The 22935-nt window shown below is 64.2% G+C and carries 23 protein-coding genes; 11 read left to right on the top strand and 12 right to left on the bottom strand.

What is annotated here, in order from left to right; translation table 11 throughout:
* Nucleotides 1–104 precede the first annotated feature (104 nt).
* The 6 genes from pilB to yacG all read left to right on the top strand — a co-directional run bounded on the left by pilB (nucleotide 105) and on the right by yacG (nucleotide 5497).
* Nucleotides 105–1796 carry a type IV-A pilus assembly ATPase PilB gene (gene pilB / locus ACN9MY_RS08055; protein ID WP_426169406.1) on the top strand — a complete coding sequence of 564 codons (1692 nt, stop codon included), beginning with the start codon at nucleotides 105–107 and terminating at the stop codon, nucleotides 1794–1796.
* Nucleotides 1797–1806: 10 nt separating this feature from the next.
* A complete protein-coding gene (locus ACN9MY_RS08050; RefSeq protein WP_426321563.1) occupies nucleotides 1807–3018 on the top strand; it encodes a type II secretion system F family protein in 1212 nt (403 codons plus the stop codon).
* 5 nt (nucleotides 3019–3023) lie between these two features.
* Nucleotides 3024–3896, top strand: coding sequence for a prepilin peptidase (locus ACN9MY_RS08045; protein WP_426169402.1), 873 nt, complete (start codon nucleotides 3024–3026; stop codon nucleotides 3894–3896).
* Nucleotides 3893–4495: a dephospho-CoA kinase gene (gene coaE / locus ACN9MY_RS08040; RefSeq protein WP_426169399.1), complete on the top strand. Its 603-nt coding sequence runs from the start codon at nucleotides 3893–3895 to the stop codon at nucleotides 4493–4495. The genes ACN9MY_RS08045 and coaE overlap by 4 nt, the downstream gene beginning before the upstream one ends.
* A 61-nt stretch (nucleotides 4496–4556) precedes the next feature.
* Nucleotides 4557–5312, top strand: a complete 756-nt coding sequence (gene zapD / locus ACN9MY_RS08035) for a cell division protein ZapD (RefSeq protein ID WP_426337107.1) — start codon at nucleotides 4557–4559, stop codon at nucleotides 5310–5312.
* Between the two features lie 5 nt (nucleotides 5313–5317).
* Nucleotides 5318–5497, top strand: a complete 180-nt coding sequence (gene yacG / locus ACN9MY_RS08030; RefSeq protein ID WP_426169393.1) for a DNA gyrase inhibitor YacG — start codon at nucleotides 5318–5320, stop codon at nucleotides 5495–5497.
* Between the two features lie 61 nt (nucleotides 5498–5558).
* Here yacG and mutT read toward each other — a convergent pair whose 3' ends face one another.
* The 3 genes from mutT to argJ are packed head-to-tail and all read right to left on the bottom strand — an operon-like array spanning nucleotide 5559 to nucleotide 8060.
* Nucleotides 5559–5954: an 8-oxo-dGTP diphosphatase MutT gene (gene mutT / locus ACN9MY_RS08025; RefSeq protein WP_426337106.1), complete on the bottom strand. Its 396-nt coding sequence runs from the start codon at nucleotides 5952–5954 to the stop codon at nucleotides 5559–5561.
* Nucleotides 5951–6817, bottom strand: coding sequence for an ATP-binding protein (locus tag ACN9MY_RS08020; protein ID WP_426321556.1), 867 nt, complete (start codon nucleotides 6815–6817; stop codon nucleotides 5951–5953). The genes mutT and ACN9MY_RS08020 overlap by 4 nt, the downstream gene beginning before the upstream one ends.
* A 4-nt stretch (nucleotides 6818–6821) precedes the next feature.
* The gene (gene argJ, locus ACN9MY_RS08015) at nucleotides 6822–8060 is read right to left on the bottom strand and encodes a bifunctional glutamate N-acetyltransferase/amino-acid acetyltransferase ArgJ (protein ID WP_426169385.1); all 1239 of its coding nucleotides are present in this window, start codon (nucleotides 8058–8060) and stop codon (nucleotides 6822–6824) included.
* A gap of 248 nt (nucleotides 8061–8308) precedes the next feature.
* On the opposite strand from argJ, the gene ACN9MY_RS08010 reads away from it, so the two are divergent.
* The 3 genes from ACN9MY_RS08010 to ACN9MY_RS08000 all read left to right on the top strand — a co-directional run bounded on the left by ACN9MY_RS08010 (nucleotide 8309) and on the right by ACN9MY_RS08000 (nucleotide 12083).
* The gene (locus tag ACN9MY_RS08010; RefSeq protein ID WP_426321554.1) at nucleotides 8309–9541 is read left to right on the top strand and encodes a porin; all 1233 of its coding nucleotides are present in this window, start codon (nucleotides 8309–8311) and stop codon (nucleotides 9539–9541) included.
* Nucleotides 9542–9553: 12 nt separating this feature from the next.
* A complete protein-coding gene (locus tag ACN9MY_RS08005; protein WP_426169381.1) occupies nucleotides 9554–9961 on the top strand; it encodes a hypothetical protein in 408 nt (135 codons plus the stop codon).
* Nucleotides 9962–10106: 145 nt separating this feature from the next.
* Entirely contained in the window at nucleotides 10107–12083 is a 1977-nt protein-coding gene (locus ACN9MY_RS08000) for an ATP-binding protein (RefSeq protein ID WP_426321552.1), read from the top strand.
* On the opposite strand, the gene ureG is transcribed toward ACN9MY_RS08000, so the two are convergent.
* The 8 genes from ureG to ACN9MY_RS07960 are packed head-to-tail and all read right to left on the bottom strand — an operon-like array spanning nucleotide 12080 to nucleotide 17891.
* Nucleotides 12080–12697: an urease accessory protein UreG gene (ureG, locus tag ACN9MY_RS07995; RefSeq protein ID WP_426169375.1), complete on the bottom strand. Its 618-nt coding sequence runs from the start codon at nucleotides 12695–12697 to the stop codon at nucleotides 12080–12082. The two genes, ACN9MY_RS08000 and ureG, sit on opposite strands and share 4 nt — an antisense overlap.
* Before the next feature lie 10 nt (nucleotides 12698–12707).
* Nucleotides 12708–13367: an urease accessory protein UreF gene (locus ACN9MY_RS07990; RefSeq protein WP_426323710.1), complete on the bottom strand. Its 660-nt coding sequence runs from the start codon at nucleotides 13365–13367 to the stop codon at nucleotides 12708–12710.
* A gap of 2 nt (nucleotides 13368–13369) precedes the next feature.
* Complete coding sequence (gene ureE / locus ACN9MY_RS07985) at nucleotides 13370–13861, bottom strand: urease accessory protein UreE (protein ID WP_426169373.1); 492 nt, start codon at nucleotides 13859–13861, stop codon at nucleotides 13370–13372.
* 13 nt (nucleotides 13862–13874) lie between these two features.
* Entirely contained in the window at nucleotides 13875–15575 is a 1701-nt protein-coding gene (ureC, locus tag ACN9MY_RS07980; RefSeq protein ID WP_426321549.1) for an urease subunit alpha, read from the bottom strand.
* Entirely contained in the window at nucleotides 15575–15892 is a 318-nt protein-coding gene (locus tag ACN9MY_RS07975; protein ID WP_426169368.1) for an urease subunit beta, read from the bottom strand. The genes ureC and ACN9MY_RS07975 overlap by 1 nt, the downstream gene beginning before the upstream one ends.
* A 7-nt stretch (nucleotides 15893–15899) precedes the next feature.
* Nucleotides 15900–16202 carry an urease subunit gamma gene (locus ACN9MY_RS07970; RefSeq protein ID WP_426169365.1) on the bottom strand — a complete coding sequence of 101 codons (303 nt, stop codon included), beginning with the start codon at nucleotides 16200–16202 and terminating at the stop codon, nucleotides 15900–15902.
* A 1-nt stretch (nucleotide 16203) separates the two neighbouring features.
* Nucleotides 16204–17046 carry an urease accessory protein UreD gene (locus ACN9MY_RS07965; protein WP_426169363.1) on the bottom strand — a complete coding sequence of 281 codons (843 nt, stop codon included), beginning with the start codon at nucleotides 17044–17046 and terminating at the stop codon, nucleotides 16204–16206.
* Between the two features lie 11 nt (nucleotides 17047–17057).
* On the bottom strand, nucleotides 17058–17891 hold the full coding sequence (locus ACN9MY_RS07960) for a nickel transporter (protein WP_426321546.1): 834 nt from the start codon (nucleotides 17889–17891) through the stop codon (nucleotides 17058–17060).
* Between the two features lie 97 nt (nucleotides 17892–17988).
* On the opposite strand from ACN9MY_RS07960, the gene ACN9MY_RS07955 reads away from it, so the two are divergent.
* Entirely contained in the window at nucleotides 17989–21336 is a 3348-nt protein-coding gene (locus ACN9MY_RS07955; protein ID WP_426321544.1) for a hybrid sensor histidine kinase/response regulator, read from the top strand.
* Entirely contained in the window at nucleotides 21320–22255 is a 936-nt protein-coding gene (locus tag ACN9MY_RS07950) for a response regulator (protein ID WP_426169356.1), read from the top strand. The genes ACN9MY_RS07955 and ACN9MY_RS07950 overlap by 17 nt, the downstream gene beginning before the upstream one ends.
* Here ACN9MY_RS07950 and urtE read toward each other — a convergent pair.
* Entirely contained in the window at nucleotides 22233–22931 is a 699-nt protein-coding gene (gene urtE, locus ACN9MY_RS07945; RefSeq protein WP_426323708.1) for an urea ABC transporter ATP-binding subunit UrtE, read from the bottom strand. The genes ACN9MY_RS07950 and urtE overlap by 23 nt on opposite strands.
* Nucleotides 22932–22935 lie beyond the last annotated feature (4 nt).

Here is a 22935-nt window from a genome sequence, read left to right as displayed (position 1 = left end):
AAAATGATGCCTACAGGCATCATCCGGAGACTCACTCTTTATTAATATTCTGATAGTGCGCTCCTATGGCAGCAGTCCAACCCACCTCGGCGTCTGGTTCCCCTATGTCGGGACTGGCCCGGGCCCTGATGCAAGCGGGGCGTCTTACCCCGCCGCAAGCGGACGCGCTGAACAAGAAGGCTATTGCCGAAAAGTCAACGTTTATTGATGTACTGCTGGCTGGCGGTACCATCAACGCGCGCGACTTGGCCGCCTTCTGTGCCGAAACGTTTGCCTACCCGCTGCTCGACCTGAGCGCCATCAACCCCGAAATCCTGCCGCCCAAGGCCATCGATACCCGCCTGATGGCAACCCAGCGCGTGATTCCGCTGGCCAAGCGCGGCAACAAGATGTCGGTGGCGCTGTCCGACCCGACCAATATCCAGGCCCTGGACCAGATCAAGTTCCAGGCCGAATCGACCGTGGAACCGGTCATTGTGCAGCACGACGTGCTGCTCAAGCTGCTGGAAACCCTGACCAAGAGCTCGACCCAGACCGTCCTCGAGATGACGGGCGACGACGCCGAAATCGAGTTCGCCGAAGAGGAAAGCGCGTCCCAGGCGCAGGGCGCTGGTGCCGACGCCGAGGTGGAAGACGCGCCGATCGTGCGTTTCCTGAACAAGATGCTGATGGATGCGGTCAATATGGGCGCGTCCGACTTGCACTTCGAGCCTTATGAGAAGTTTTACCGCATCCGTTTCCGGGTCGATGGCAACCTGATCGAACACGCCCAGCCGCCGACCTCGATCAAGGACAAGCTGGTGTCCCGCATCAAGGTGCTGTCCAAGCTCGACATCTCGGAAAAGCGCGTGCCGCAGGATGGCCGCATGCGCCTGATCGTGTCGTCCACCAAGACCATCGACCTGCGCGTGTCGACCTTGCCGACCCTGTTCGGCGAAAAGACCGTGATGCGTATCCTGGATGCGACCCAGGCCCAGATGGGCATCGATTCGCTCGGCTACGACCCGGACCAGAAGGAGATCCTGCTGGACGCCGTGCACCGCCCTTACGGCATGGTGCTGGTGACCGGCCCGACCGGCTCGGGCAAGACGGTGTCGCTGTACACCTGCCTGAACATCCTGAACAAGCCCGGCATCAATATCTCGACCGCCGAAGACCCGGCCGAGATCAACCTGCCCGGCGTCAACCAGGTCAACGTCAACGACCGGGCCGGCCTGACCTTCCCGGTGGCGCTGAAAGCTTTCCTGCGCCAGGATCCCGACATCATCATGGTCGGCGAGATCCGTGACCTGGAAACGGCCGACATCGCGATCAAGGCTGCGCAGACCGGCCACATGGTGTTCTCCACCCTGCACACCAATGACGCGCCGTCGACCCTGACGCGCTTGATGAACATGGGCGTCGCGCCCTTCAATATTGCCTCCTCGGTCATCCTGATCACGGCGCAGCGCCTGGCGCGCCGCCTGTGCACCTGCAAGAAGCCGATCGACATCGCTCCGGAGCTGCTGCTGAAAGCGGGCTTCAAGGATGAGGACCTGGATGGCAGCTGGAAACCTTACGGCCCGGTGGGCTGTGAGCGCTGCAACGGCTCGGGCTATAAAGGCCGGGTCGGTATCTACCAGATCATGCCGATCACGCCCGCGATCGAAGCATTGATCCTGGCACACGGCAACGCGATGCAGATCGCGGCGCAATCGGAATCAGAAGGCGTCAAGTCCCTGCGTCAATCGGGCCTGGTCAAGGTCAAGAACGGACTGACCAGCCTGGAAGAAGTGCTGGGCTGCACCAACGAATAGGAAATAGGATATGGCTACTGCGGGCACCGCGAAAGAACAGATATTCACCTGGGAAGGCAAGGACAAGACCGGCAAGACCGTGCGCGGAGAAATGCGCGCCGGTGGCGAAGCCGTGGTCAACGTGACCCTGCGCCGCCAGGGCATCATGGCCACCAAGATCAAGAAAAAGGTCTACCGGACAGGCAAGAAGGTCACCGAAAAGGACCTGACCCTGTTTACGCGCCAGCTTGCGACCATGATGAAGGCCGGCGTGCCGCTGCTGCAGGCCTTCGACATCGTCGGCAAGGGACACTCCAATCCTTCGGTATCGAAACTGGTGCTGGATCTGCGTGCCGACATCGAGACCGGTACCAGCTTGAACATGGCGTTCCGCAAGTACCCACTGTACTTCGATCCGCTGTTCTGCAACCTGGTGGCAGCCGGCGAACAGGCAGGTATCCTGGAAGACCTGCTGACCCGCCTGGCCATCTACAAGGAAAAGACGCTGGCCATCAAGGCCAAGATCAAGTCGGCCCTGACCTATCCGATCGCCGTGCTGGCAGTGGCCTTCATCGTGACCTCCGTGATCATGATCTGGGTGGTGCCGGCCTTCAAGGAAGTGTTCAGCAGCTTCGGCGCCGACCTGCCGGCGCCGACCCTGTTCGTGATGACGATCTCGGATTACTTCGTCAAGTACTGGTACATCATCTTCGGCAGCCTGTTTGCCGGGCTGTATTTCTTCTTCCAGAGCTGGCGCCGTTCGGCAAAGATGCAGGCCACGATGGACCGCCTGCTGCTGAAGGTTCCCGTGTTCGGCGAAGTGATCCGCAAGGCAACTGTAGCCCGCTGGACCCGCACCTTGTCGACCATGTTCGCCGCCGGCGTGCCGCTGGTGGAATCGCTGGATTCGGTGGGCGGCGCTGCCGGCAACAACGTCTACCTGGAAGCGACCAAGAAGATCCAGACCGAAGTCAGCACCGGTACCAGCCTGACCGTGGCCATGCAAAATGCCGACGTGTTCCCGACCATGGTGACCCAGATGGTGGCCATCGGTGAAGAATCCGGTGCGCTCGATGCGATGCTGGGCAAGGTGGCCGACTTCTACGAAGATGAAGTGGACGAGGCGGTCGCCCAGCTGTCGAGCCTGATGGAGCCGATGATCATGGTGGTCCTGGGCGTGGTGATCGGCGGCCTGGTGGTTGCGATGTACATGCCAATCTTCAAACTCGGCTCGGTGGTGTAAGCAGCATGCAAGACGTATTCATGCTGTTCTCGCCGCCAGCAACGCTGGCCGCCGCCCTGGTGGCCGGCATCCTTGGCCTGCTGGTCGGCAGTTTCCTGAACGTGGTGATCCACCGCGTGCCGGTCATGATGCAGCGCGAGGCCGACAAGTTCTGCGCCAGCGAGCGCAATGAACCGGAGCCGCATCCGGAACGCTACAACCTGGTGGTGCCGCGTTCGGCCTGCCCGCATTGCGGCCACCAGATCACGGCGCTGGAAAACATCCCGATCATCAGCTGGCTGGTGCTGCGCGGTCAATGCAGCTCCTGCAAGGCGCCGATTTCGGCGCGCTATCCAGCGATCGAGGCCCTGAGCGCCCTGCTGTCGGCCGGCCTGGTGTGGCACTTCGGCTTCGGCTGGACCGGCATGGCCACCCTGGTCTTCGGCTGGCTGCTGATCGCGATGACCTTCATCGACTTCGACACCCAGCTGCTGCCGGACGACCTGACCTATCCGCTGCTGTGGCTTGGCCTGCTGGTCAATGTGAAGGGCATGTTCGTGCCCCTGCAGGATGCCGTGCTGGGCGCAGCCGCCGGTTATATGGCGCTGTGGTCCGTGTACTGGCTGTTCAAGCTGGTGCGCGGCAAGGAAGGCATGGGCTACGGCGACTTCAAGCTGCTGGCCGCGCTGGGTGCCTGGATGGGCTGGCAGATGCTGCCGGCGATTATCCTGCTGTCCTCGGTGGTCGGCGCACTGGTCGGCATCGGCATCATCATCGCCTCGCGCATGGGCTTCGACCACAAGATCCCGTTCGGCCCCTACCTGGCCGGCGCCGGCCTGGCGGCATTGTTCTTCGGCCAGCAGATCACCCCCATCCTGTACGGCCCCGCCCTGACATGACGGCGCGCTTCGTGGTCGGCCTGACAGGCGGCATAGGCAGCGGAAAAAGCCTGGTTGCCAATATGTTTGCCGACCGCGGCGCCAGCATCGTCGACACCGACCAGATTGCCCACACCCTGACCGGGCCCAATGGCGCCGCCATGCCCGACATCCTGGCCGAATTCGGCTCCCACATGGCCGACAGCCGCGGCGCCATGGACCGCGCAAAAATGCGCGAGCTCGTGTTCCGCGAACCGCCAGCCAAGCGCCGGCTGGAAGCCATCCTCCACCCCATGATCCGCGACGCCACCCTGGCCGCGACTGCCGATGCCAGCGGCGACTACGTGATGCTGGCCATTCCCCTGCTGGTCGAATCCGGCGCCTGGAAGCAGCGCGTCGACCGCGTGCTGGTAATCGACTGCCCGGAAGAAGTCCAGGTGGCGCGCGTGATGGCGCGCAATGGCCTGGCCGAAGACCAGGTGCGGGCCATCATGGCCACCCAGGTACCGCGCGCGGTACGGCTGGCAGCGGCCGACGATGTCATAGACAATGGCGGCAGGATCGAAGCTTTAACCCCTCAAGTAGACCGTTTGCATGGTTTTTATCAGCAATATTTGTAATTTTGCTTCGCATAGTTCAGAATCACGAGATTATTAATAGGTCTTCGACACGAGGGATGCTTTGATCGTTTACGAATATCCTTTCAATGAGCGCATCCGCACCTTGCTGCGCCTGGAGGATCTATACGAGAAGTTCAAGTTCTTCGTGCATCAGGAACACCCGATGCAGCACCACGTCGCTTTGGCCACCATCTTCGACATGCTCGAAGTGGCCGGGCGGGCCGACCTGAAATCCGATCTGCTGCAAGAACTCGAGCGCCAGCGCCAGAGCTTGCTGGGCTACCGCTCCAACCCGAACGTCCAGGCCGAAATGCTGGACGCCATCCTCACCGAACTCGACAGTGTTTCAAGCGCCCTGGTCGCCTCGCAAGGCAAGACCGGCCAGAACGTGCGCGACAACGAATGGCTGATGAGCATCCGCGGCCGCACCATCATCCCGGGCGGCGCCTGCGAATTCGACCTGCCTTCCTATTTCGCCTGGCAAAAGCAGCCGGCCGAGAAGCGCTTCAACGACATCGTCACCTGGTTCAACCCGCTGGCGCCGCTGTTCGACGCCCTGGCCCTGGTGCTGCGCCTGCTGCGTGACTCCGGCGCCCCGGTGAAAATGATCGCCAATGCCGGCAGTTACCAGCAGATGCTACAAGGCAAGGTCTACCAGATGCTGCGCCTGTCGGTCGACGAAGCACTGGGCGCGATTCCCGAGATCTCGGCCAACAAATACATGCTGTGGGTGCGCTTTACTTCCCAAGGCGGCGACCTGAAACCCAAGCCGCTGGAAGAAGATGTACCATTCGAGCTCACCCTCTGTAATTTCTAAGCACCATGCCTACTGTCGTTGAATGCCCCACCTGCCATGCCAAGGTAGAGTGGACGGAAGCCAATAAATACCGCCCCTTCTGCAGCGAACGCTGCAAGATGATCGACCTTGGCGCCTGGGCCGAGGAAAAATACACCATCCCCGGCGCCGCCCCCACCGATCCGCTCGACGAAGAATCAAAATGAAAGTCGGGGTCAGGTCTGGCAATCCGCCAAAATGGCGGATTGCCAGACCTGACCCCGACTTTTAATACCGTACTTTGTCTAACCACTCCAGCAATGGAATCGTGGCGGGCAGCAGCGGTTCGACGCCTACCGTTCCCTGCCAGGCGAAGGCCTGGCCTTCCAGGCTTTGCGGTTCGCCGGTCCATTCGCGGCTGATGAAGAAATGCAGCCGCACGTGGGCGTGCGGGTAGACATGCTCGACGCCGCACCATTCTTCCGCACTCTGGATATGGATGCCCAGCTCCTCAACGAACTCGCGCTTGAGCGCTTCCAGGATGGTCTCGCCCGGGTCGACTTTCCCGCCCGGGAATTCCCAGTAGCCGGCGTAGGGCTTGCCTTCAGGGCGCTGTCCAAGCAGGACGTCGCCATTGGGCTGCATCAGGATGCCGACTGCGACATCGATCGGGCGCGCAGTCATTTCAATCTCCCTGCGTAATCGCGTGCAAACTGCCAGGCCACGCGGCCCGAGCGCGAACCGCGCTGCAACGCCCATTGCAGGGCTTCGGCGCGGGCGTCGGCGATCTGCGGCACGCTGCAGCCGAAGGCGGCCAGCCAGTGCGCCACGATGCCCAGGTAGTCGTCCTGCTTGAACGGGTAGAAGGACAGCCAGAGGCCGAAGCGCTCGGACAGCGAAATCTTTTCTTCCACCGTTTCGCCCGGATGCAGGTCGCCATCATCGTCATGCGTGTAGGTGGCATTGTCGGACATACGCTCGGGCATCAGGTGGCGCCGGTTGGAGGTGGCGTAAATCAGCACGTTGTCGATCACGGCCGACACCGAGCCATCCAGCGCCACCTTCAGCGCCTTGTAACCGCTCTCCCCTTCCTCGAACGACAGGTCGTCGCAGAACACCACGAAGCGCTCCGGGCGGCCTGCTACCAGGTCCATGATGTCGGGCAGGTCGTGCAGGTCGGCCTTGTCGACTTCGATCAGGCGCAGGCCTTGCGGCGCGAACGCCGCCAGGCACGCCTTGATCAGCGAAGACTTGCCGGTGCCGCGCGCGCCGGTCAGCAATACGTTGTTGGCGGGCTTGCCCTCCACGAACTGGCGCGTGTTCTGTTCGATCTGCGCCTTCTGGCGGCCAATGTGCTGCAAGTCGTCAAAGGCGATTTTCGCAGGGCGCGGCACAGGCTGGAGAAAGCCGGTGTGGCCCCGCTTGCGCCAGCGGAAGGCGGTGGAGGCCAGCCAGTCCGGCGCTGCGGCGGCAGGCGGCATGATGGCTTCCACGCGCGCCAGCAATGCCTCGGCGCGCTTGAGGAATTGGTCGAGTTGGTGCGACATCCGCTCAGGAACGGTAGTCGGCGTTGATCGACACGTAGTCGTGTGACAGGTCGCAGGTATAGACCGTGGAAGCGGCGGTGCCGCGCGCCAGCTTCACACGCACGGTGATCTCGCTTTGCTTCATCACGCGCTGGCCGTCTTCTTCCTTGTAGTCCGGGTTGCGGCCGCCGTCCTTGGCCACCCATACGTCATCCAGGTAGAGGTTGATCTTGCTGACATCCAGGTCGTCCACGCCGGCGTAGCCGATGGCGGCCAGGATGCGGCCCAGGTTAGGGTCGGACGCGAAGAAGGCTGTCTTCACCAGCGGCGAGTGGCCGATCGAGTAGGCGATCTTGCGGCATTCGGCGGTGTCCTTGCCGTCTTCCACGGTGATGGTCATGAACTTGGTGGCGCCTTCGCCGTCGCGCACGATCGCTTGCGCCAGGAATACCGACAGTTCGGTGACGGCAGCGGCCAGCGCCTTGTATTCAGGCGAATCGACGGAGTCCACCACCAGGGTGCCGGCGCCGGTGGCAACCAGCATGAAGGAGTCATTGGTCGAGGTGTCGCCGTCGATGGTGATGCAGTTGAAGGACTTGTCGGCCGCTTCCTTGACCAGCACGTCCAGCACCGGCTGCGATACCTTGGCGTCGAAGGCCAGGTAGCCCAGCATGGTGGCCATGTTCGGCTTGATCATGCCCGCGCCTTTGGAAATGCCGGTCATGGTGACCTTGTGGCCGGCGACATCGACCGTGCGCGAACCGGCCTTGGGCTGGGTGTCGGTGGTCATGATCGCTTCGGCGGCGTTGAACCAGTTGTCCAGCTTGAGGTTCTGGATGGCTTTCGGCAGGCCTGCCACGATTTTTTCGACTGGCAGCGGCTCCAGGATCACGCCGGTGGAAAACGGCAGGATCTGCTGCGCATCGCAGCCCAGTTCCTTGGCCAGCGCCGCGCAGGTGGTGCGCGCGTTGGCCAGGCCCGATTCGCCGGTGCCGGCGTTGGCATTGCCGGTATTGATCATCAGGGCGCGGATCGGCTTGCCGCCGGCTTTCACGGCCGCCAGGTTTTCCTTGGAAATCTGCACAGGCGCGGCGCAGAAGCGGTTCAGCGTGAATACGCCGGACACGGTGGCGCCATCGGCCAGCTTCAGGACCAGCACGTCCTTGCGGCCCGGCTTCTTGATGCCAGCTTCGGCATAGCCAAGCTCGATACCGGCAACCGGCTTCAGGTCAGCGGCAACTGGGATAGGGGAATTGACGGCCATGTTTTCTTCTCAATCTTGATAGGGAACGAAGCTGTTATTTTAAACGCACGCGCATTTCAGTGCGCAGTGCAATAACGCCAATCAAAGAACTCAAAAACCCCACAGTTTCTAGAAGCTGCTCTCTATTTGTGCAGGTTCCAATTCAATTTGGTGCAATTTTAGTTTATTCTAGGAAACTGCCATAAACAAAATGGCACGACTTTGGTGCGCTGCACTATCAATAAAATAACATTCGATCGGATCACTTCATGAAGAAACAGCTTCTCGCCGCCGCCATGCTGGCTGCTACCAGCATGATGGCTCAGGCCGGTACCCTGGGCGACGGCAACCTGAGCATCAGTGGCTTTGGCACCCTGGGCGTGGCCAAGACCAACTCCGATGACGCAAAATTCGCACGCTACAACCAGGCTGCAGGCACCGGCGACTCCCCGCGCATCGGCCTGGACAGCAACCTGGGCCTGCAAGCCACCTACACCTTCAACGAGAGCCTGTCGGGCACCGTGCAGGTACTGACCCGCAAGAATACCAGCCAGCAGTTCACCACCGACCTGACCTGGGGCTTCCTGAAGTACAAGCTGAACGACGAGACCAACGTGCGCCTGGGCCGCGTGGTGCTGCCTGCCTTCCTGATCTCGGACTACCAGAACGTCGGCTACGCCAACACCATGATGCGCCCGCCGATCGAAATGTACGGCCAGGCTCCGATCGAAAACATGGACGGTGCTGACGTCAACTGGCAGCATGCCTTCGGCGACACCAACGTCACCGTGCAAGGCTTCGGCGGCGTGAGCCGCGGCAAGCTGTACATCCCGACCGGCGGCGGTTCGGTCGCCAAACACCAGTCGCCGGTGTTCGGCGCTGCAGTGACCGCCGAATACGGCCCGTTCACCGCCCGCCTGGCGCACGCCCGCGCCAAGATCGAAGTCAACAACCTGGCCCCGATCAACGCCCTGACCGACGGCCTGGCCGCGACCAAGGTGCCGGCCGCGGTCCAGCTCGCCGACGACCTGACCCTGCGTGGCGGCAAGAAGATGAGCTTCACCGAAATCGGCCTGACGATGGACTGGAAGAACATCGTGCTGCAAGCCGAGTACGCCCAGCGCCGCGCCCACGAGCCGGTCTACATCCCTGAGACCAACTCGGGCTACATCATGGCCGGCTACCGCTTCGGCAAAGTGCTGCCTTACTACGCCCATGCTTACTACAAGGGCCACGGTTCGTCCGTAACCGTGCCGACCGTGCCTGCCGCCCATCCGCTGGCTGCAACCTTCGGCGCCGTGCGCGGCCTGCTGGTGTCGCCTGAACAGAAATCCGACCTGGTCGGCATGCGTTGGGACTTCGCCAAGTCGCTGGCCCTGAAAGTGCAGATCGACCACGTCAAGCCACAAGTCAAAGGCGGCTCCCTGATCCTGCCTTCCGGCGTGCCAACTTACAGCAACAGCGTAAACGTCTATGCCGCCGGCATCGACTTCGTGTTCTAAGGAGCTACGGCCATGAAAAAAATCCTCTGCGCCCTCCTCGCCTCGGCACTGGCTGCCGCAGCCCTGCCTGCTTCGGCCGAAATCGTCGTGATCGTCAACAAGGACAATCCGGCCTCGCGCATGTTCTCGGAACAGGCGTCCCAGTTCTTCCTCGGCAAATCGGCCATGTTCACCCCGGTGGACCAGGCTGAAGGCTCCAAGATCCGCACCGACTTCTACCAGAAAGTCGCCGAAAAGGACCCTGCCCAGGTGAAAGCCATCTGGTCCAAGCTGGTATTTACCGGCAAGGCCACGCCACCGAAGGAATTCAAGTCCAACGCCGAGGTGAAAAAAGCCGTGGCGGACGATCCGAAAGCCATCGGCTACATCGACAAATCGGCTGTCGACGACAGCGTCAAGGTCATCCTGACCCTGCCATAAGCCGAAGCACCGTTACTGCGCCTGCTACGCGCCAACGCCGCCCCGCAACAGCCGGGCGGCGTTTTTTTTAAATTTCGGCAACTTTCACTAATGAAGGGATACAATGTCCCGATAATCAAAAATCAACAAAGCTGGGGGGCATAACTTGAAGCTTTCGCTGCGCGCGAAATTCCTGCTGCTGAGCGCTTTCGTCCAGGCCGTGGTGGTGGCCCTGTTGATCGGCAACAGCTTGCGCCTGATGACCAACGCCGTCAGCCGCAATGCCGACCGCGTTGCCCACGAATATGCCATCAACCTCAACCTCACGCTGACGCCCTATGCCAGCAGCGGCCACCTGGGCGAATTGCGCAGCTACTGGTCGGAAATGCTGTCCGACCCGCGCGACAGCTTCCTGCGCTATATCGTGATCCTTGATGCTTCCGGCGAAACGGTGCTGGAAGCGGGCGAGCGGCCAGACTTCATGCCGGAAGCGCTGCGCCAGGCCCAGTTGGGCGGCGGCGTGCGCACCTCTGTCGACGGCAACCTGCTGCACGCGCAAGCGCCGCTGCTGTTGAAGGATAACCAGGTGGGCATGCTGCACTTCGGCCTTTCCACCGTCGACCTTGTAACAGCGCGCGACGACGTGCTGCGCCAGGGCGGCCTGATCGCCCTGCTCGGTTTCGCACTGGCCCTGCTGTTGTTCTTCGCCATGACGCGCGGCGTCGGCAAACGCCTCGCTGCCCTGGCGCGCCACTCGGAACATCTGGCAGAAGGCCAGTTCAGCCAGTTGCCCGAGAGCGGCGGCGACGAACTGGAAGTGGTAACGCATTCGCTCAACCTCATGAGCGCCGCGCTGCGCGAACGCATCGCCCAGCTCGAAGAATCGCAGCGTCGCCTGCGCGAATCCGAAGAACGCTTCCGCACCCTGTTCGACATGACCCCGCTGCCGCTGTCGGTATCGGACCAGGAAGGCCGCATCATCGCCGCCAACCAGGCCCTGGCTCGCACCTTCGGCACGCCGCTGCACGAACTGATTGGCAGGCGTTCGGATGAAGTGACGTTCTGGGCCTCGCCCAACGAGCGCCAGCGCATCTGGAACGAGTACCGCCTGCATGGCGTGGTGCGCGGCGAGCTGGCCGATGTGATGCTGCCTGACGGCGGGCCGGGACAGGTGGCGATCTGGTCGTCCTCGCTGCTCCTGGACGGCAAGCACGCCATCATCTGGGCTTTGCTGGACCTGACGCAGGAGATGAAGGCCAAGCAGCAATTGCGCGAATTGAACGATGCACTGGAGTCGCGGGTGCGCGAACGCTCAGCCGCGCTGGAGCAGGCAAATCGCGACCTGTCGCATGCGCTGGAGACCTTGCAGCGCACCCAGCACGACCTGATCGCAGCTGAAAAGATGGCCTCCCTCGGCTCGCTTGTGGCGGGCATCGCGCATGAATTGAATACGCCGATCGGCAACAGCCTGCTGGCCTCCACCGCGCTGGACGACCGCGTGAAGGAATTCAAACTGTCGGTGGCTGACGGCTCGGTGCGGCGCTCTACGTTGAATCATCACCTGGAAGAGGTACAGCTTGCATGCGGCCTGATTTCCAGTTCGCTCGAGAAAGCAGCGTCCCTGATCGCTTCCTTCAAGCAGATTGCCGTGGACCAGACCAACGACCAGCGCCGCCGCTTCCGCCTGCAGGCAGTCGCGCTCGACACCGCCGCGACCTACATGCCGCGCCTGCGCCGCAGTGCAATCCAGATGGAAGTCGACGTGCCCCCGGAACTGGAACTCGATTCTTATCCGGGCAGCGTGTACCAGGTCTTCAACAACTTGATCAACAACGCCCTGATGCACGCCTTTGAAGGCCGCACCAGCGGCCACCTCCGACTATCCGCCCGTACTGTCGAAGACGGGCAGGTCGAAATCGTGTTTCGCGACGATGGCGCCGGCATGTCGGAAGAAGTCCAGCGCAAAGTCTTCGATCCATTCTTCACTACCAAAATGGGCAGTGGCGGCACCGGCCTTGGCATGAACATCGTCTACAACATCGTCACCGGCGTGATGGGCGGGCGCATCGGGATCGAGTCGGCCCCCGGCGAGGGAGCCACGGTTCGCATCTCGCTGCCGGCCAGCTCACCGCAAAGGGACTAGCGCGGCATGCCCAGCAAACCCTGTTCGCGAATGAAGCCAACCACTTCCTGCACGCCCTGCCCGCTGCGCAAATTGGTGAACACGAAAGGGCGTTCGCCCCGCTGCCGTGCGGCGTCACGCGCCATGATGTCCAGGTCTGCGCCTACGTGCGGCGCCAGGTCCGTCTTGTTGATGATCAGCAGGTCGGAGCGCGTGATGCCGGGCCCGCCCTTGCGCGGAATCTTTTCGCCGCCCGCCACATCGATGACATACAAGGTCAGGTCCGACAGCTCCGGACTGAAGGTCGCGGCAAGATTGTCGCCCCCGGATTCGACCAGGATCAAGTCGAGCGACGGGAAATCCGCCTGCAAGCGTGCAATCGCTTCCAGGTTGATCGAAGCGTCCTCGCGGATCGCGGTGTGCGGGCAGCCGCCCGTTTCCACGCCCATCAAGCGCTCCGGCGGCAGCGCCTGTGCGCGCAGCAGGATCTCCATGTCTTCGCGGGTGTAGATGTCATTGGTGATCACAGCCATGTCGTAATTGTCGCGCATCGCTTTGCACAGCATTTCGCACAGGGCGGTCTTGCCGGAGCCGACCGGGCCGCCGATGCCGACGCGCAGGGGATTGGATGCCATGGTAATTCCTTTATGAACGGTAAAGCCTGCCGTGCTGCACTTCGTGCCGCATCGACAGCAGGGAAAGCCCGGGCGCCCAGTTGGATATGTCCGCATCGTCCAGCGCTTGCGCAATACGGGCCGCTTCTTCGATCTCGGGTCGCAGCGACAGCAGCAGCCGCTGGCCAGCCACCTGCCCGAGCGGGATGGATTTGACGCACACCAGCACCTGGTTCTCGGCCCAGCCGAACAGCATGGCCAGCAGCGCCGCCTCGTGCGGCACGCTCAGCGCATGCACGGCCCGGGCCAGCGCGGCGAGATAGGCTTCCTCGCCTTCGGCGGCCGGCGCCAGCTCCAGTTCGGCCAGCAGGCGCGCCAGCGAAAAGCCCATCTGCACCGACTCCGCGCGCAGTTCCGCCGTGTCGCGCGAGGCCAGGCAGCGCTCGGCCCAGCACGCTGCAGCCGCCGCATCGCCTGCCGCGTGGGCGCGCAGCAGACGCCAGAACAGTGGCGCGTCCCAGCGCGCCAGCACTTCGTGCAGCATGCTGCTCATCCAGGCGCGCGCCGTGGCCGCATCGTGCACGCTGCCATCCTCCAGCGCCGCCTCCAGGCCTTGCGAATAGCTGTAGGCGCCAACCGGCAGCGCCGGGCTGGCGAATTGCAGCAGATGCAGCAGCGCCTTCGCTTCCATCCTCATGCGTCCGCAGGACGATGGATCTTCTGCCGCAACGGCACCGGGGCCAGCGGGTGGCCGTGCCCATGCCCGCCGGAATAGGCGCCGGCCTCCGGCTCGAAGGCCGCCAGGTCTTCCGTGACAATCGCACCCAGCCCGGCCAGCATATCGCGCAGCACGGGATCGACGCGGATGCGCAGGAAGCCGTCGCCCACCTCCACCTGGCTATGGCGGTTGCCAAGGTGGAAGGCGCAGCGCAGCAGACCGTGGGCATCGGCGGCGCGCACGGTGTACACCGGCTCCGCAGCCGCGTGCACGCGCGCCACGAAGCCGGTTTCACCGGTCAGCAGGTCGCCCTCGCGCAGCACCGTGCCGCGCGCAGTGAACAGGGCGATCTCTTCGCCCGACACCAGGCGCGCGCGCTGACGGCACTTCTCGCGCTGGTCGTAAGTCAGTACCAGCTCACCGTCGACGCGGTCGGCGGCGGCCAGTTTGGTGTGCAGGGTCTGCATGGTCTTCGCTTTCTCAGAACAGGAAATAGCGCTGCGCCATCGGCAGCACCGGCGCGGCTTCGCACACGAGCAACTGGCCGTCGGCGCGCACTTCATAGGTTTCGGGGTCGACCTCCATGTGCGGGGTCGCGCCGTTGTGGACCATATCGGCTTTGCGCAGCTGGCGGGTGGCGCGCACCGGCACCACGCGCTTGGCAAGTCCGAGGCGTTGCGCCACGCCCGCCTCGAACGCCGCCTGCGACACGAAAGTCAGCGACTTTTTCAAGCCGCCGCCAAAGGCGCCGAACATCGGGCGCATGTATACGGGCTGCGGCGTGGGAATCGAGGCGTTGGGATCGCCCATCTGGGCACAGGCGATCATGCCGCCTTTCAGCACCAGGGACGGCTTGACGCCGAAGAAGGCCGGCCGCCACAGCACCAGGTCGGCCAGCTTGCCCACTTCAAGCGAGCCAACTACATGCGAAATGCCATGGGCGATGGCAGGATTGATGGTGTACTTGGCCACGTAGCGCTTGACGCGCGTGTTGTCGTTGCGTCTGTCGTCGCCGGGCAGCGGGCCGCGCTGCACTTTCATCTTGTGCGCCGTCTGCCAGGTGCGCATGATGACTTCTCCCACCCGCCCCATGGCCTGCGAGTCGGACGACATCATCGAGATCGCCCCCAGGTCGTGCAGGATGTCTTCGGCCGCAATGGTTTCGCGGCGGATGCGCGATTCCGCAAATGCCACGTCTTCCGCGATGGCGGCGTCCAGGTGGTGGCACACCATCAGCATGTCCAGGTGCTCGTCCAGCGTGTTGACGGTGAATGGGCGGGTCGGGTTGGTGGACGAGGGCAGCACATTCGACTGGCCAACCGCCGCGATAATGTCCGGCGCATGGCCACCCCCCGCTCCTTCGGTATGGAAGGTGTGGATGGTACGGTCCTTGAACGCCGCCAGCGTCGCTTCCAGGAAGCCGCCCTCGTTCAGCGTGTCGGTATGGATGGCGACCTGCACGTCCATGCGGTCGGCCACCGACAGGCAATTGTCGATCGCCGCCGGTGTGCTGCCCCAGTCCTCATGCAGCTTCAAACCAATGGCGCCCGCCTCGACCTGCTCTTCCAGCGGGCGCGGCAGGCTTACATTGCCCTTGCCCAGGAAGCCCAGGTTCATGGGGAAGGCGTCTGCCGCCGCCAGCATGGCGTGGATGTGCCACGGGCCGGGCGTGCAGGTGGTGGCTGCCGTGCCGACGGCTGGCCCGGTGCCGCCGCCGATCATGGTGGTCACCCCCGACGCCAGCGCTTCTTCGATTTGTTGCGGGCAGATGAAATGGATGTGCGTGTCGACCCCGCCGGCGGTGACGATCATGCCTTCGCCCGCAATGATCTCGGTGGCGCCGCCGATGGCCATGGTGACGCCCGGCTGGATGTCCGGGTTGCCGGCCTTGCCGATGGCGGCGATCTGGCCGTCTTTCAGGCCGATATCGGCTTTCACGATGCCCCAGTGGTCGAGGATCACGGCATTGGTAATCACCGTGTCCATCACGTCCCGGTGCGGCAACTGGGATTGTCCCATGCCGTCGCGGATCACCTTGCCGCCCCCGAACTTCACTTCTTCGCCGGGAATGGCGTAGTCATGTTCGATCTCGATAAACAGTTCGGTGTCGGCCAGGCGGAGGCGGTCGCCCGTGGTCGGCCCGAACATTTCCGCATAGGCGCGGCGCGAAATCCGGGCCATTATCCCTCCCCGTCCAATGCGCCCATCACCAGGGCGTTGAAGCCGTACACGTGGCGCGTGCCGGCCAGCGCGACCAGCTGCACCGTGCGGCGCTGGCCGGGCTCGAAGCGCACGGCGGTGCCGGCGGCGATATCGAGCCGCATGCCGCGTGCCTGCGTGCGGTCGAACTGCAGGGCCGCGTTGACCTCGAAAAAATGGAAATGCGACCCGACCTGCACCGGCCGGTCGCCGCTATTGGCCACCACCAAGGTGCAGCCGGCGCGGCCGGCGTTGAGGGTGATGTCGCCTTCTTCAAGCAGGTATTCGCCAGGTATCATGCCGTCCTCAGACGATGGGGTGGTGGACGGTGACCAGCTTGGTCCCGTCGGGAAAGGTTGCTTCGACCTGGATGTCGGAGATCATTTCGGGCACGCCCTCCATCACCTCGTCGCGCGCCAGCACCTGGGCGCCCTCGGCCATCAGCTGGGCCACGGTCTTGCCGTCGCGCGCTCCCTCCAGGATGGCCGCGCTGATCAGGGCCACGGCTTCCGGGTAATTGAGCTTGAGGCCGCGCGCGCGGCGGCGTTCGGCCAGCAGCGCGGCGGTGAACAGCAGCAGTTTGTCTTTTTCGCGTGGAGAGAGATCCATATCAGGTATTCCATATCCGGAGTTCGGTTGCAGGGCGCTCCATCCAGTACGGGCGCATGGTTTGCCAGGCCAGCGCCATCAGCTTGCGCGCCTGTTCGGCATCGTGGCCCAGGTAGCGCAACACCAGCACGGATTTGAGCGCGCTCGCGCCCAGCGCCGGATCCAGCGCGCGCAACTGCGCAAGGAGCGCAGCGTCGGCGGCACGTCCCGCTGCCAGCAAGGTGGCGCAGACCGTCGCGCCACCCAGTACATGCGGACTTTGCATGGCGCTGCTGCCGCCGTGCAGCACGCCCTGGTCCCACCACAGCAGGCGTCCGGCCTGGCGCACCTCGAGGTGCTGGTGCACCGTGCCGCGCGCATAGCGCTCGCCGCTGGCGCTGCGGCCAAAGCACAGGACGTCGCAGCCAAGGTAGCGCGCGCCGGCGGCAAGGTCGACCTCGTGCGCCAGATGCGCATCCGTGGCATCGAAGAAGATGGTTTCCTGCGGCAGCCATTCCACGCGCGCATCCGGCCCAGCCACGATCCTGACCCGCTGCCTCGCCGGCTTGCCATTGGCGCGGTACCACTTGGCGGCGCCCGGCGTGGTCAGCAGGGCATGCGATCCGGCGCTGGCCGTGATGTCGATGGATAGCTCGTCACCGCCCGCAATGCCAGCCGGTGGATGCAGCAAGATGTTGTGGCAGACGGCTTCCCCTTCCGGATAGAGGGCTTTTTGCACGCGCAAGGGACCGCTGTGAGCGCGCTGCACCAGCCGCGTTGCAGCGCCAGCGCGCGCATAGCCCAGCGCCAGGCTGGCGCGCCACGACGCGGGAGAAAGGGCGGCAGCGGGAAGGTCCATGCGCATGACGGCCACCACTATCCGAGGGAGGCGTCGGTACGCGCAGCCGCGCGCAGCCGCGCCATGGCCACGGCCATCAGGAAGCTGCCGGCCAGCAATGCCACCAGTGCCGCACCGAGGGCCAGCTGCTTGCCATCGCTCCATGTGCCGATGGCCGGCGATGACAGCTTCAGCACGCCGAAACCCGCCACCAGGAAACTCAGGCCGGCCACCACCCAGCCCATGATGCGCGAGGCCAGCACTGCCGTCTCGCCGCTACGGCGCAGCAGGCGCGCAATCCAGACCCCATGCACGCCATCGGCCACCAGCATCCCCAGCGTAAACAGCACGCCCAGCAACAATGCATCCCGCCAGCCGCCGAACTCGGTGGCTGCCACGGCAAACAGGCTGGCCTGGCTGATGGTGTCGAACGACAAGGCGAACAAGGCGCCCACCAGTGCCACCCCGCCCGGTCCCGATGCGGCGGCCAGCCGTCCCAGGAAGCGGCCTTTCAAGCCCGCCGGCGCGACCATCTGCCCGCGAGGCGCGCCAAGCAGCGCCTGCACATTCAACAGTCCCAGGCCGATCAGGCAGGCGATCGAGACCCAGGCGCCGCACAGCTCAAGCCAGGCCGGCGGCTGCCAGTGCCCCGCCAGTGTGCTGAGCGCCACCGCGATGGCCATGACGACCGCGCCGTGGCCCAGGGAAAACCAGGCGCCACACTGGCGCGCCAGGCGTGGCCGTGCCGCCATGTTCCAGCGGGCCAGCCCGTCGATCGTCGCCAGGTGGTCAGCGTCGAAGCCGTGCCTCAAGCCAAGGCTGAGCACCAGCAAACAAAGTCCAATCAAATTGTCGGGAAGGGTATCGGCCATGCTCCTCAATAAGCAAGACGCATACCAGTTGAAACAGGGGTTCAGATGGGCATAGTAATTGCATTAATGCAGTAGCCAGCACGAATCCCGCAAACCCATGAACACGCCTGCACCAAACCTGGAAAGCCCACGCACCAAAACGGTTCAGCGCATCGTCAAGATCCGGCGCGACTACAACACCTGGGTTGCCAATGAAACCATCGAAGACTACGCGCTGCGCTTCACGCCACGCGCGTTTCGCAAATGGTCCATTTTTCGCGTCGCCAATACCGCCTTTGGTGCGATCGCCTTCCTGGTGCTGGAAGCGATCGGCGGCACGCTGGCCGTGCACTACGGCTTTATCAACGCCTTCTGGGCCATCCTGGCTGTCAGCCTGATCATCTTCCTGACCGGCCTGCCGATCAGCTATTACGCGGCGCGCCACGGGGTGGACATGGACTTGCTGACCCGCGGCGCCGGCTTTGGCTACATCGGCTCCACCATTTCATCGTTCATCTACGCTTCCTTTACCTTCATCCTGTTTGCGCTGGAAGCGGCCATCATGGCCTACGCGCTGGAACTGTATTTCGGCCTGCCCCTGTGGCTCGGCTACCTGGCCAGCGCCCTGGCGGTGGTCCCCTTGGTAACGCATGGCGTGACCCTGATCAGCCGCATCCAGATGGTGAGCCAGCCACTCTGGCTGCTGCTGATGGCGCTGCCCTTCGTCGCCATCGCTTGCAAGCGCCCAGACCTTCCCGGCCAATTGCTCCAGTTCTCCGGCAGCGATCCGGCCAATGCCCATTTCAACACCCTGGCCTTTGGCGCCGCCACCGCCGTTGGCGTGGCCCTGATCCCGCAGATCGGCGAACAGGTCGACTTCCTGCGCTTCATGCCGCCGCCCGGAAAGCAGCGTTTGCGCTGGCACCTTGGCGTGCTGGCCGCGGGACCTGGCTGGACCGTGGTCGGCGCCCTGAAAATGCTGGCCGGCGCCCTGCTCGCACTGCTCGCGCTGCAAGGCGGCGCCAGCCTGGCGCAGGCGGTCAACCCGACCCACATGTACCTGGCCGGGTTCAGCCTGGTCGGCGCAGGCCCGGTCCTGGCCTTGCTGGCCACGGTGGTGTTCGTGGTGGTGTCGCAGATCAAGATCAATATGACGAATGCCTATGCCGGTTCGCTGGCCTGGTCGAATTTCTTCGCGCGCCTGACCCACAGCCATCCCGGGCGCGTGGTGTGGGCCTGCTTCAATGCCTTGATTGCCGTGCTGCTGATGGAACTGAACGTGTTCCAGGCGCTGGACCAGGTGCTCGGCCTGTTCTCCAATATCGCCATCGCCTGGATCGCCGCCGTGGTGGCCGACCTGGTCATCAACAAGCCGCTCGGGCTGAGCCCGGCCGGCATCGAATTCCGCCGCGCCTACCTGTACGATATCAATCCGGTCGGCGTCGGCGCCATGCTGCTGGCCTCCCTGCTGTCAGTGGCCGCCTTCACCGGCCTGTTCGGCGCCACGGCCCGCGCCTTTTCAGCCTTCATCGCGCTCGCCACGGCCTTCGCCGCCGCGCCGGCCATTGCCTACCTCACCGGCGGCCGCTATTACCTTGCGCGCCAGGCGGCTGCGGCGCACAGCAATACCTGCAGCATTTGCGAGAAGGACTACGAAGCGGAAGACATGGCGCATTGCCCAGCCTACCAGGGGCCGATCTGCTCGCTCTGCTGCTGCCTCGACGCGCGCTGCGATGATGCATGCAAGCCGCACGCGCGCCTTGCCGTGCAATGGCAGGCAGCGATGCGTTGGCTGCTGCCCAGGTCGGCCTGGCCTTACCTGGTCAGCGGGCTGGGCTACTACCTGCTCCTCATGACCCTGACCCTGCTCTTCCTGGCTGGCCTGTTAGGACTGCTCTACCTGCATGAGGCAGCGGCCCTGGTGCAAGCCGGGCAGGCGCAGTTGCTGGCGCCACTGCGCCTGGCCTTCCTCAAGATCTTCGGCGCGCTGCTGCTGGTCAGCGCCATCGTCGCCTGGTGGCTGGTACTGAACCGCGAAGGGCGCCGCGTGGCGCAGGAAGAAGCGCAGCAGGCGCGGAAGCTGGCCGACCAGGCCAACCAGGCCAAGAGCCGCTACATCGCCGGCATCAGCCATGAGATCCGCACTCCCCTCAACAGCATCCTCGGCTATGCGCAACTGCTGCAGAACGACCCGGCCATGCCGCCGCACCGGCAGCAGGCCATCCGTGTCATCCGCGGCAGCGGCGAGCACCTGCTGTCACTGATCGAAGGCACGCTCGACATCGCCCGCATCGAAGGCGGCCGCCTGAGCGTCGACCTGCGACCGCTGGATTTCGCCACCTTCGTCGCGCAGCTGGTGCAGATGTTCGAACAGCAGGCCGCCAGCAAGGGGCTGGCCTTCCGTTACGAGGTGCAGGGCAGCCTGCCGGCGGTGGTGCGCGCGGACCGCAAGCGGCTCGGCCAGATCCTGATCAACATCCTCGGCAATGCGGTCAAGTTCACCAGCCAGGGCAGTATTGTCTTCCGACTGCGCTACCAGCGCGACATGGCGCATTTCGAAGTGGAGGACAGCGGCCCCGGCATCCTGGAGCACGAGCTGGAACGCATCTTCGAGCCCTTCGCGCGCGGCAGCGCCGGCGATGCCGCCAACTGCGGCGGCACCGGTCTCGGCCTGCCGATCAGTAAACTGCTGACGGAGCTGATGGGCGGCGAACTGACAGTACGCAGCGCGCCGGACACAGGCAGTGTCTTCAGCGTGCGCCTGCTGCTGCCACGCTTGCACGCCGAGGCGCCGGAGCCCGATACCGCCCCGCTCCAGCGCAACGGGTACGCCGGAGCTCGCCGCCGCATCCTGGTGGTCGACAATGACCGCAATGACCGCGAGCTGCTGGCGGACATATTGACGCCGCTCGGCTTCATCGTCGGTCAGGCCGCCTCTGGCCAGGAGTGCCTGCAAAGTTACGCCGGCTTCGCTCCCGACCTGATCCTGATGGACCTGGCCATGCCTGGCATGGACGGTTGGGAGGCCAGCCACCTGCTGCGCACCGAACACGCTTGTACGGTGCCGATCGGCATCGTCTCGGCCAATGCCTACGACAAGGGCTTGCCCAACCCGGCCGGCATTGGCGCCGACGATTTTTTCACCAAGCCGGTGCAACTGGCCGAACTGCTGGACTGGATCGGGCGCCGCTTGCAGCTGGACTGGCTGGCGCCGGAAACGGCAGCCGCCAGCGCCTCGCCGTCCGGCCGACCGCAGTTGCCCTCGCCCGCCCAGCTTGCTCCCTTGCGCGCCCAGGTCAAGGCCGGCTACATGCGCGGCATCAAGCAGCAGCTGGACGTCATCGCCGCGCTCGGCGAACCGTACCGGCATTTTGTCGACATCATGCGAGACCACGCGCAGCGCTTCGAACTGGAAGCGATGGCGCGCTTGCTCGAACAGGGAGCATCCCATGCCACAAACGATTGAGCGCCCACCAGGCCAACTGGTGCTGGTAGTTGACGATATGCCCGAAAACCTGGCCGTGCTGCACGACGCGCTGGATGAATCGGGGTATTCCGTCGTAGTCGCCAACAATGGCGCCACCGCACTGGAACAGGCCAATGCCTTGGTGCCCGACGTCGTGCTGCTGGATGCGGTCATGCCCGGCATGGACGGCTTCGAAGTCTGCCGCCGCCTGAAAGCGGACCTGCAGACCCGCGCCATCCCGGTGATCTTCATGACGGGGCTGACGGAGAGCGAACATGTGGTGGCGGCATTCCAGGCCGGCGGCAGCGACTATGTCACCAAGCCGGTGCGACAGAACGAGATGCTGGCGCGCATCCGCGCCCACACGCAGAATGCACGCCTGGTGAGCCAGGCCCGCAGCGCCCTCGACGCCTTCGGCCACGCCGTGCTGGCGGTCGATCCGGAAGAACGCATCATCTGGCAAACCCCGCTGGCGCGGCAATGGCTGGACATCTACTTCCCGGCCCAGGCGAAATCAACGCTGCCGCCGCAGGTATCGCCCTGGCTGCAACGCGCCGTGCGGGCACGCTCCGCCGGCGAGGAAGCGGCCGCACTGGTCATCGCCCAAGGCACGCGGCGCCTGATCTTCACGCTTGGCGAGGCGGACGAAGCGGTCCAGTGGAGCGTGGTGCTGCGGGAGGAGGCGGACGACGCCTTGGTGCAGTCGCTGATGGCCAGGCACCGCCTGACCCAGCGCGAAGCCGAAGTGCTGCACTGGGTCAGCAAGGGAAAGACCAACCGCGACATCGGCGACATCCTCGGCACCAGTCCCCGTACCGTCAACAAGCACCTGGAGCATGTGTTTGCGAAACTGGGCGTGGAGACGCGCACTGCCGCGGCCGCGCTGGCGGTGTCCTCTAGACCGACAGGTGGCGGGTAACGTCGTCGCTCGCCATCTGCGCCTGGCTGCCGGCCGCCACCACTTCGCCGCGCGACAGCACGACGAAATGGTCGGCCAGTGCGTGGGCGAAATCGAAGTACTGTTCGCAAAGGAGGATGGCGATGTCGCCGCGCTGGCGCAGCAGCCGGATCACGCGTTCGATATCCTTGATGATGGACGGCTGGATGCCTTCGGTCGGTTCATCCAGGATCAGCACCTGCGGCCGTTGCAGCATGGCGCGGGCAATGGCCAGCTGCTGTTGCTGGCCGCCGGACAGGTCTCCGCCCCGCCGCTGCAGCATTTCCTTCAGCACGGGAAACAGCTCGAAGACTTCACCGCTGATGTTCGCAGCCTCGCGCCGCGGCAGCCTGGCCATTCCCATGCGCAGGTTCTCCTCCACCGTCAGGCGTGCAAAGATTTCCCGGCCTTGCGGTACATAGGCAATGCCGGCCGCCGCGCGCGCATGGGGCGGCAGGCGCGTGATGTCGCGCCCGGCGAGTTGCACGGTGCCGCCAGCCACCGGCAGCACGCCCATCAGGCATTTCAGCAGCGTGGTCTTGCCCACGCCATTCCGGCCCAGCAGCGCCAGGCACTCCCCGCGCGCCACCTGCAGCGAGACGCCGCGCAAGGTATGGGAAGAGCCGTAATACTGGTTCAGGTTTTCGGCTTGCAGCATCATC

This window comes from Pseudoduganella sp. R-31 (assembly GCF_049913235.1).
GTDB lineage: Bacteria > Pseudomonadota > Gammaproteobacteria > Burkholderiales > Burkholderiaceae_D > Rugamonas.
Note: the sequence above shows the minus strand (reverse complement) of the source record. Positions and strands in the feature narration are given on the sequence as shown.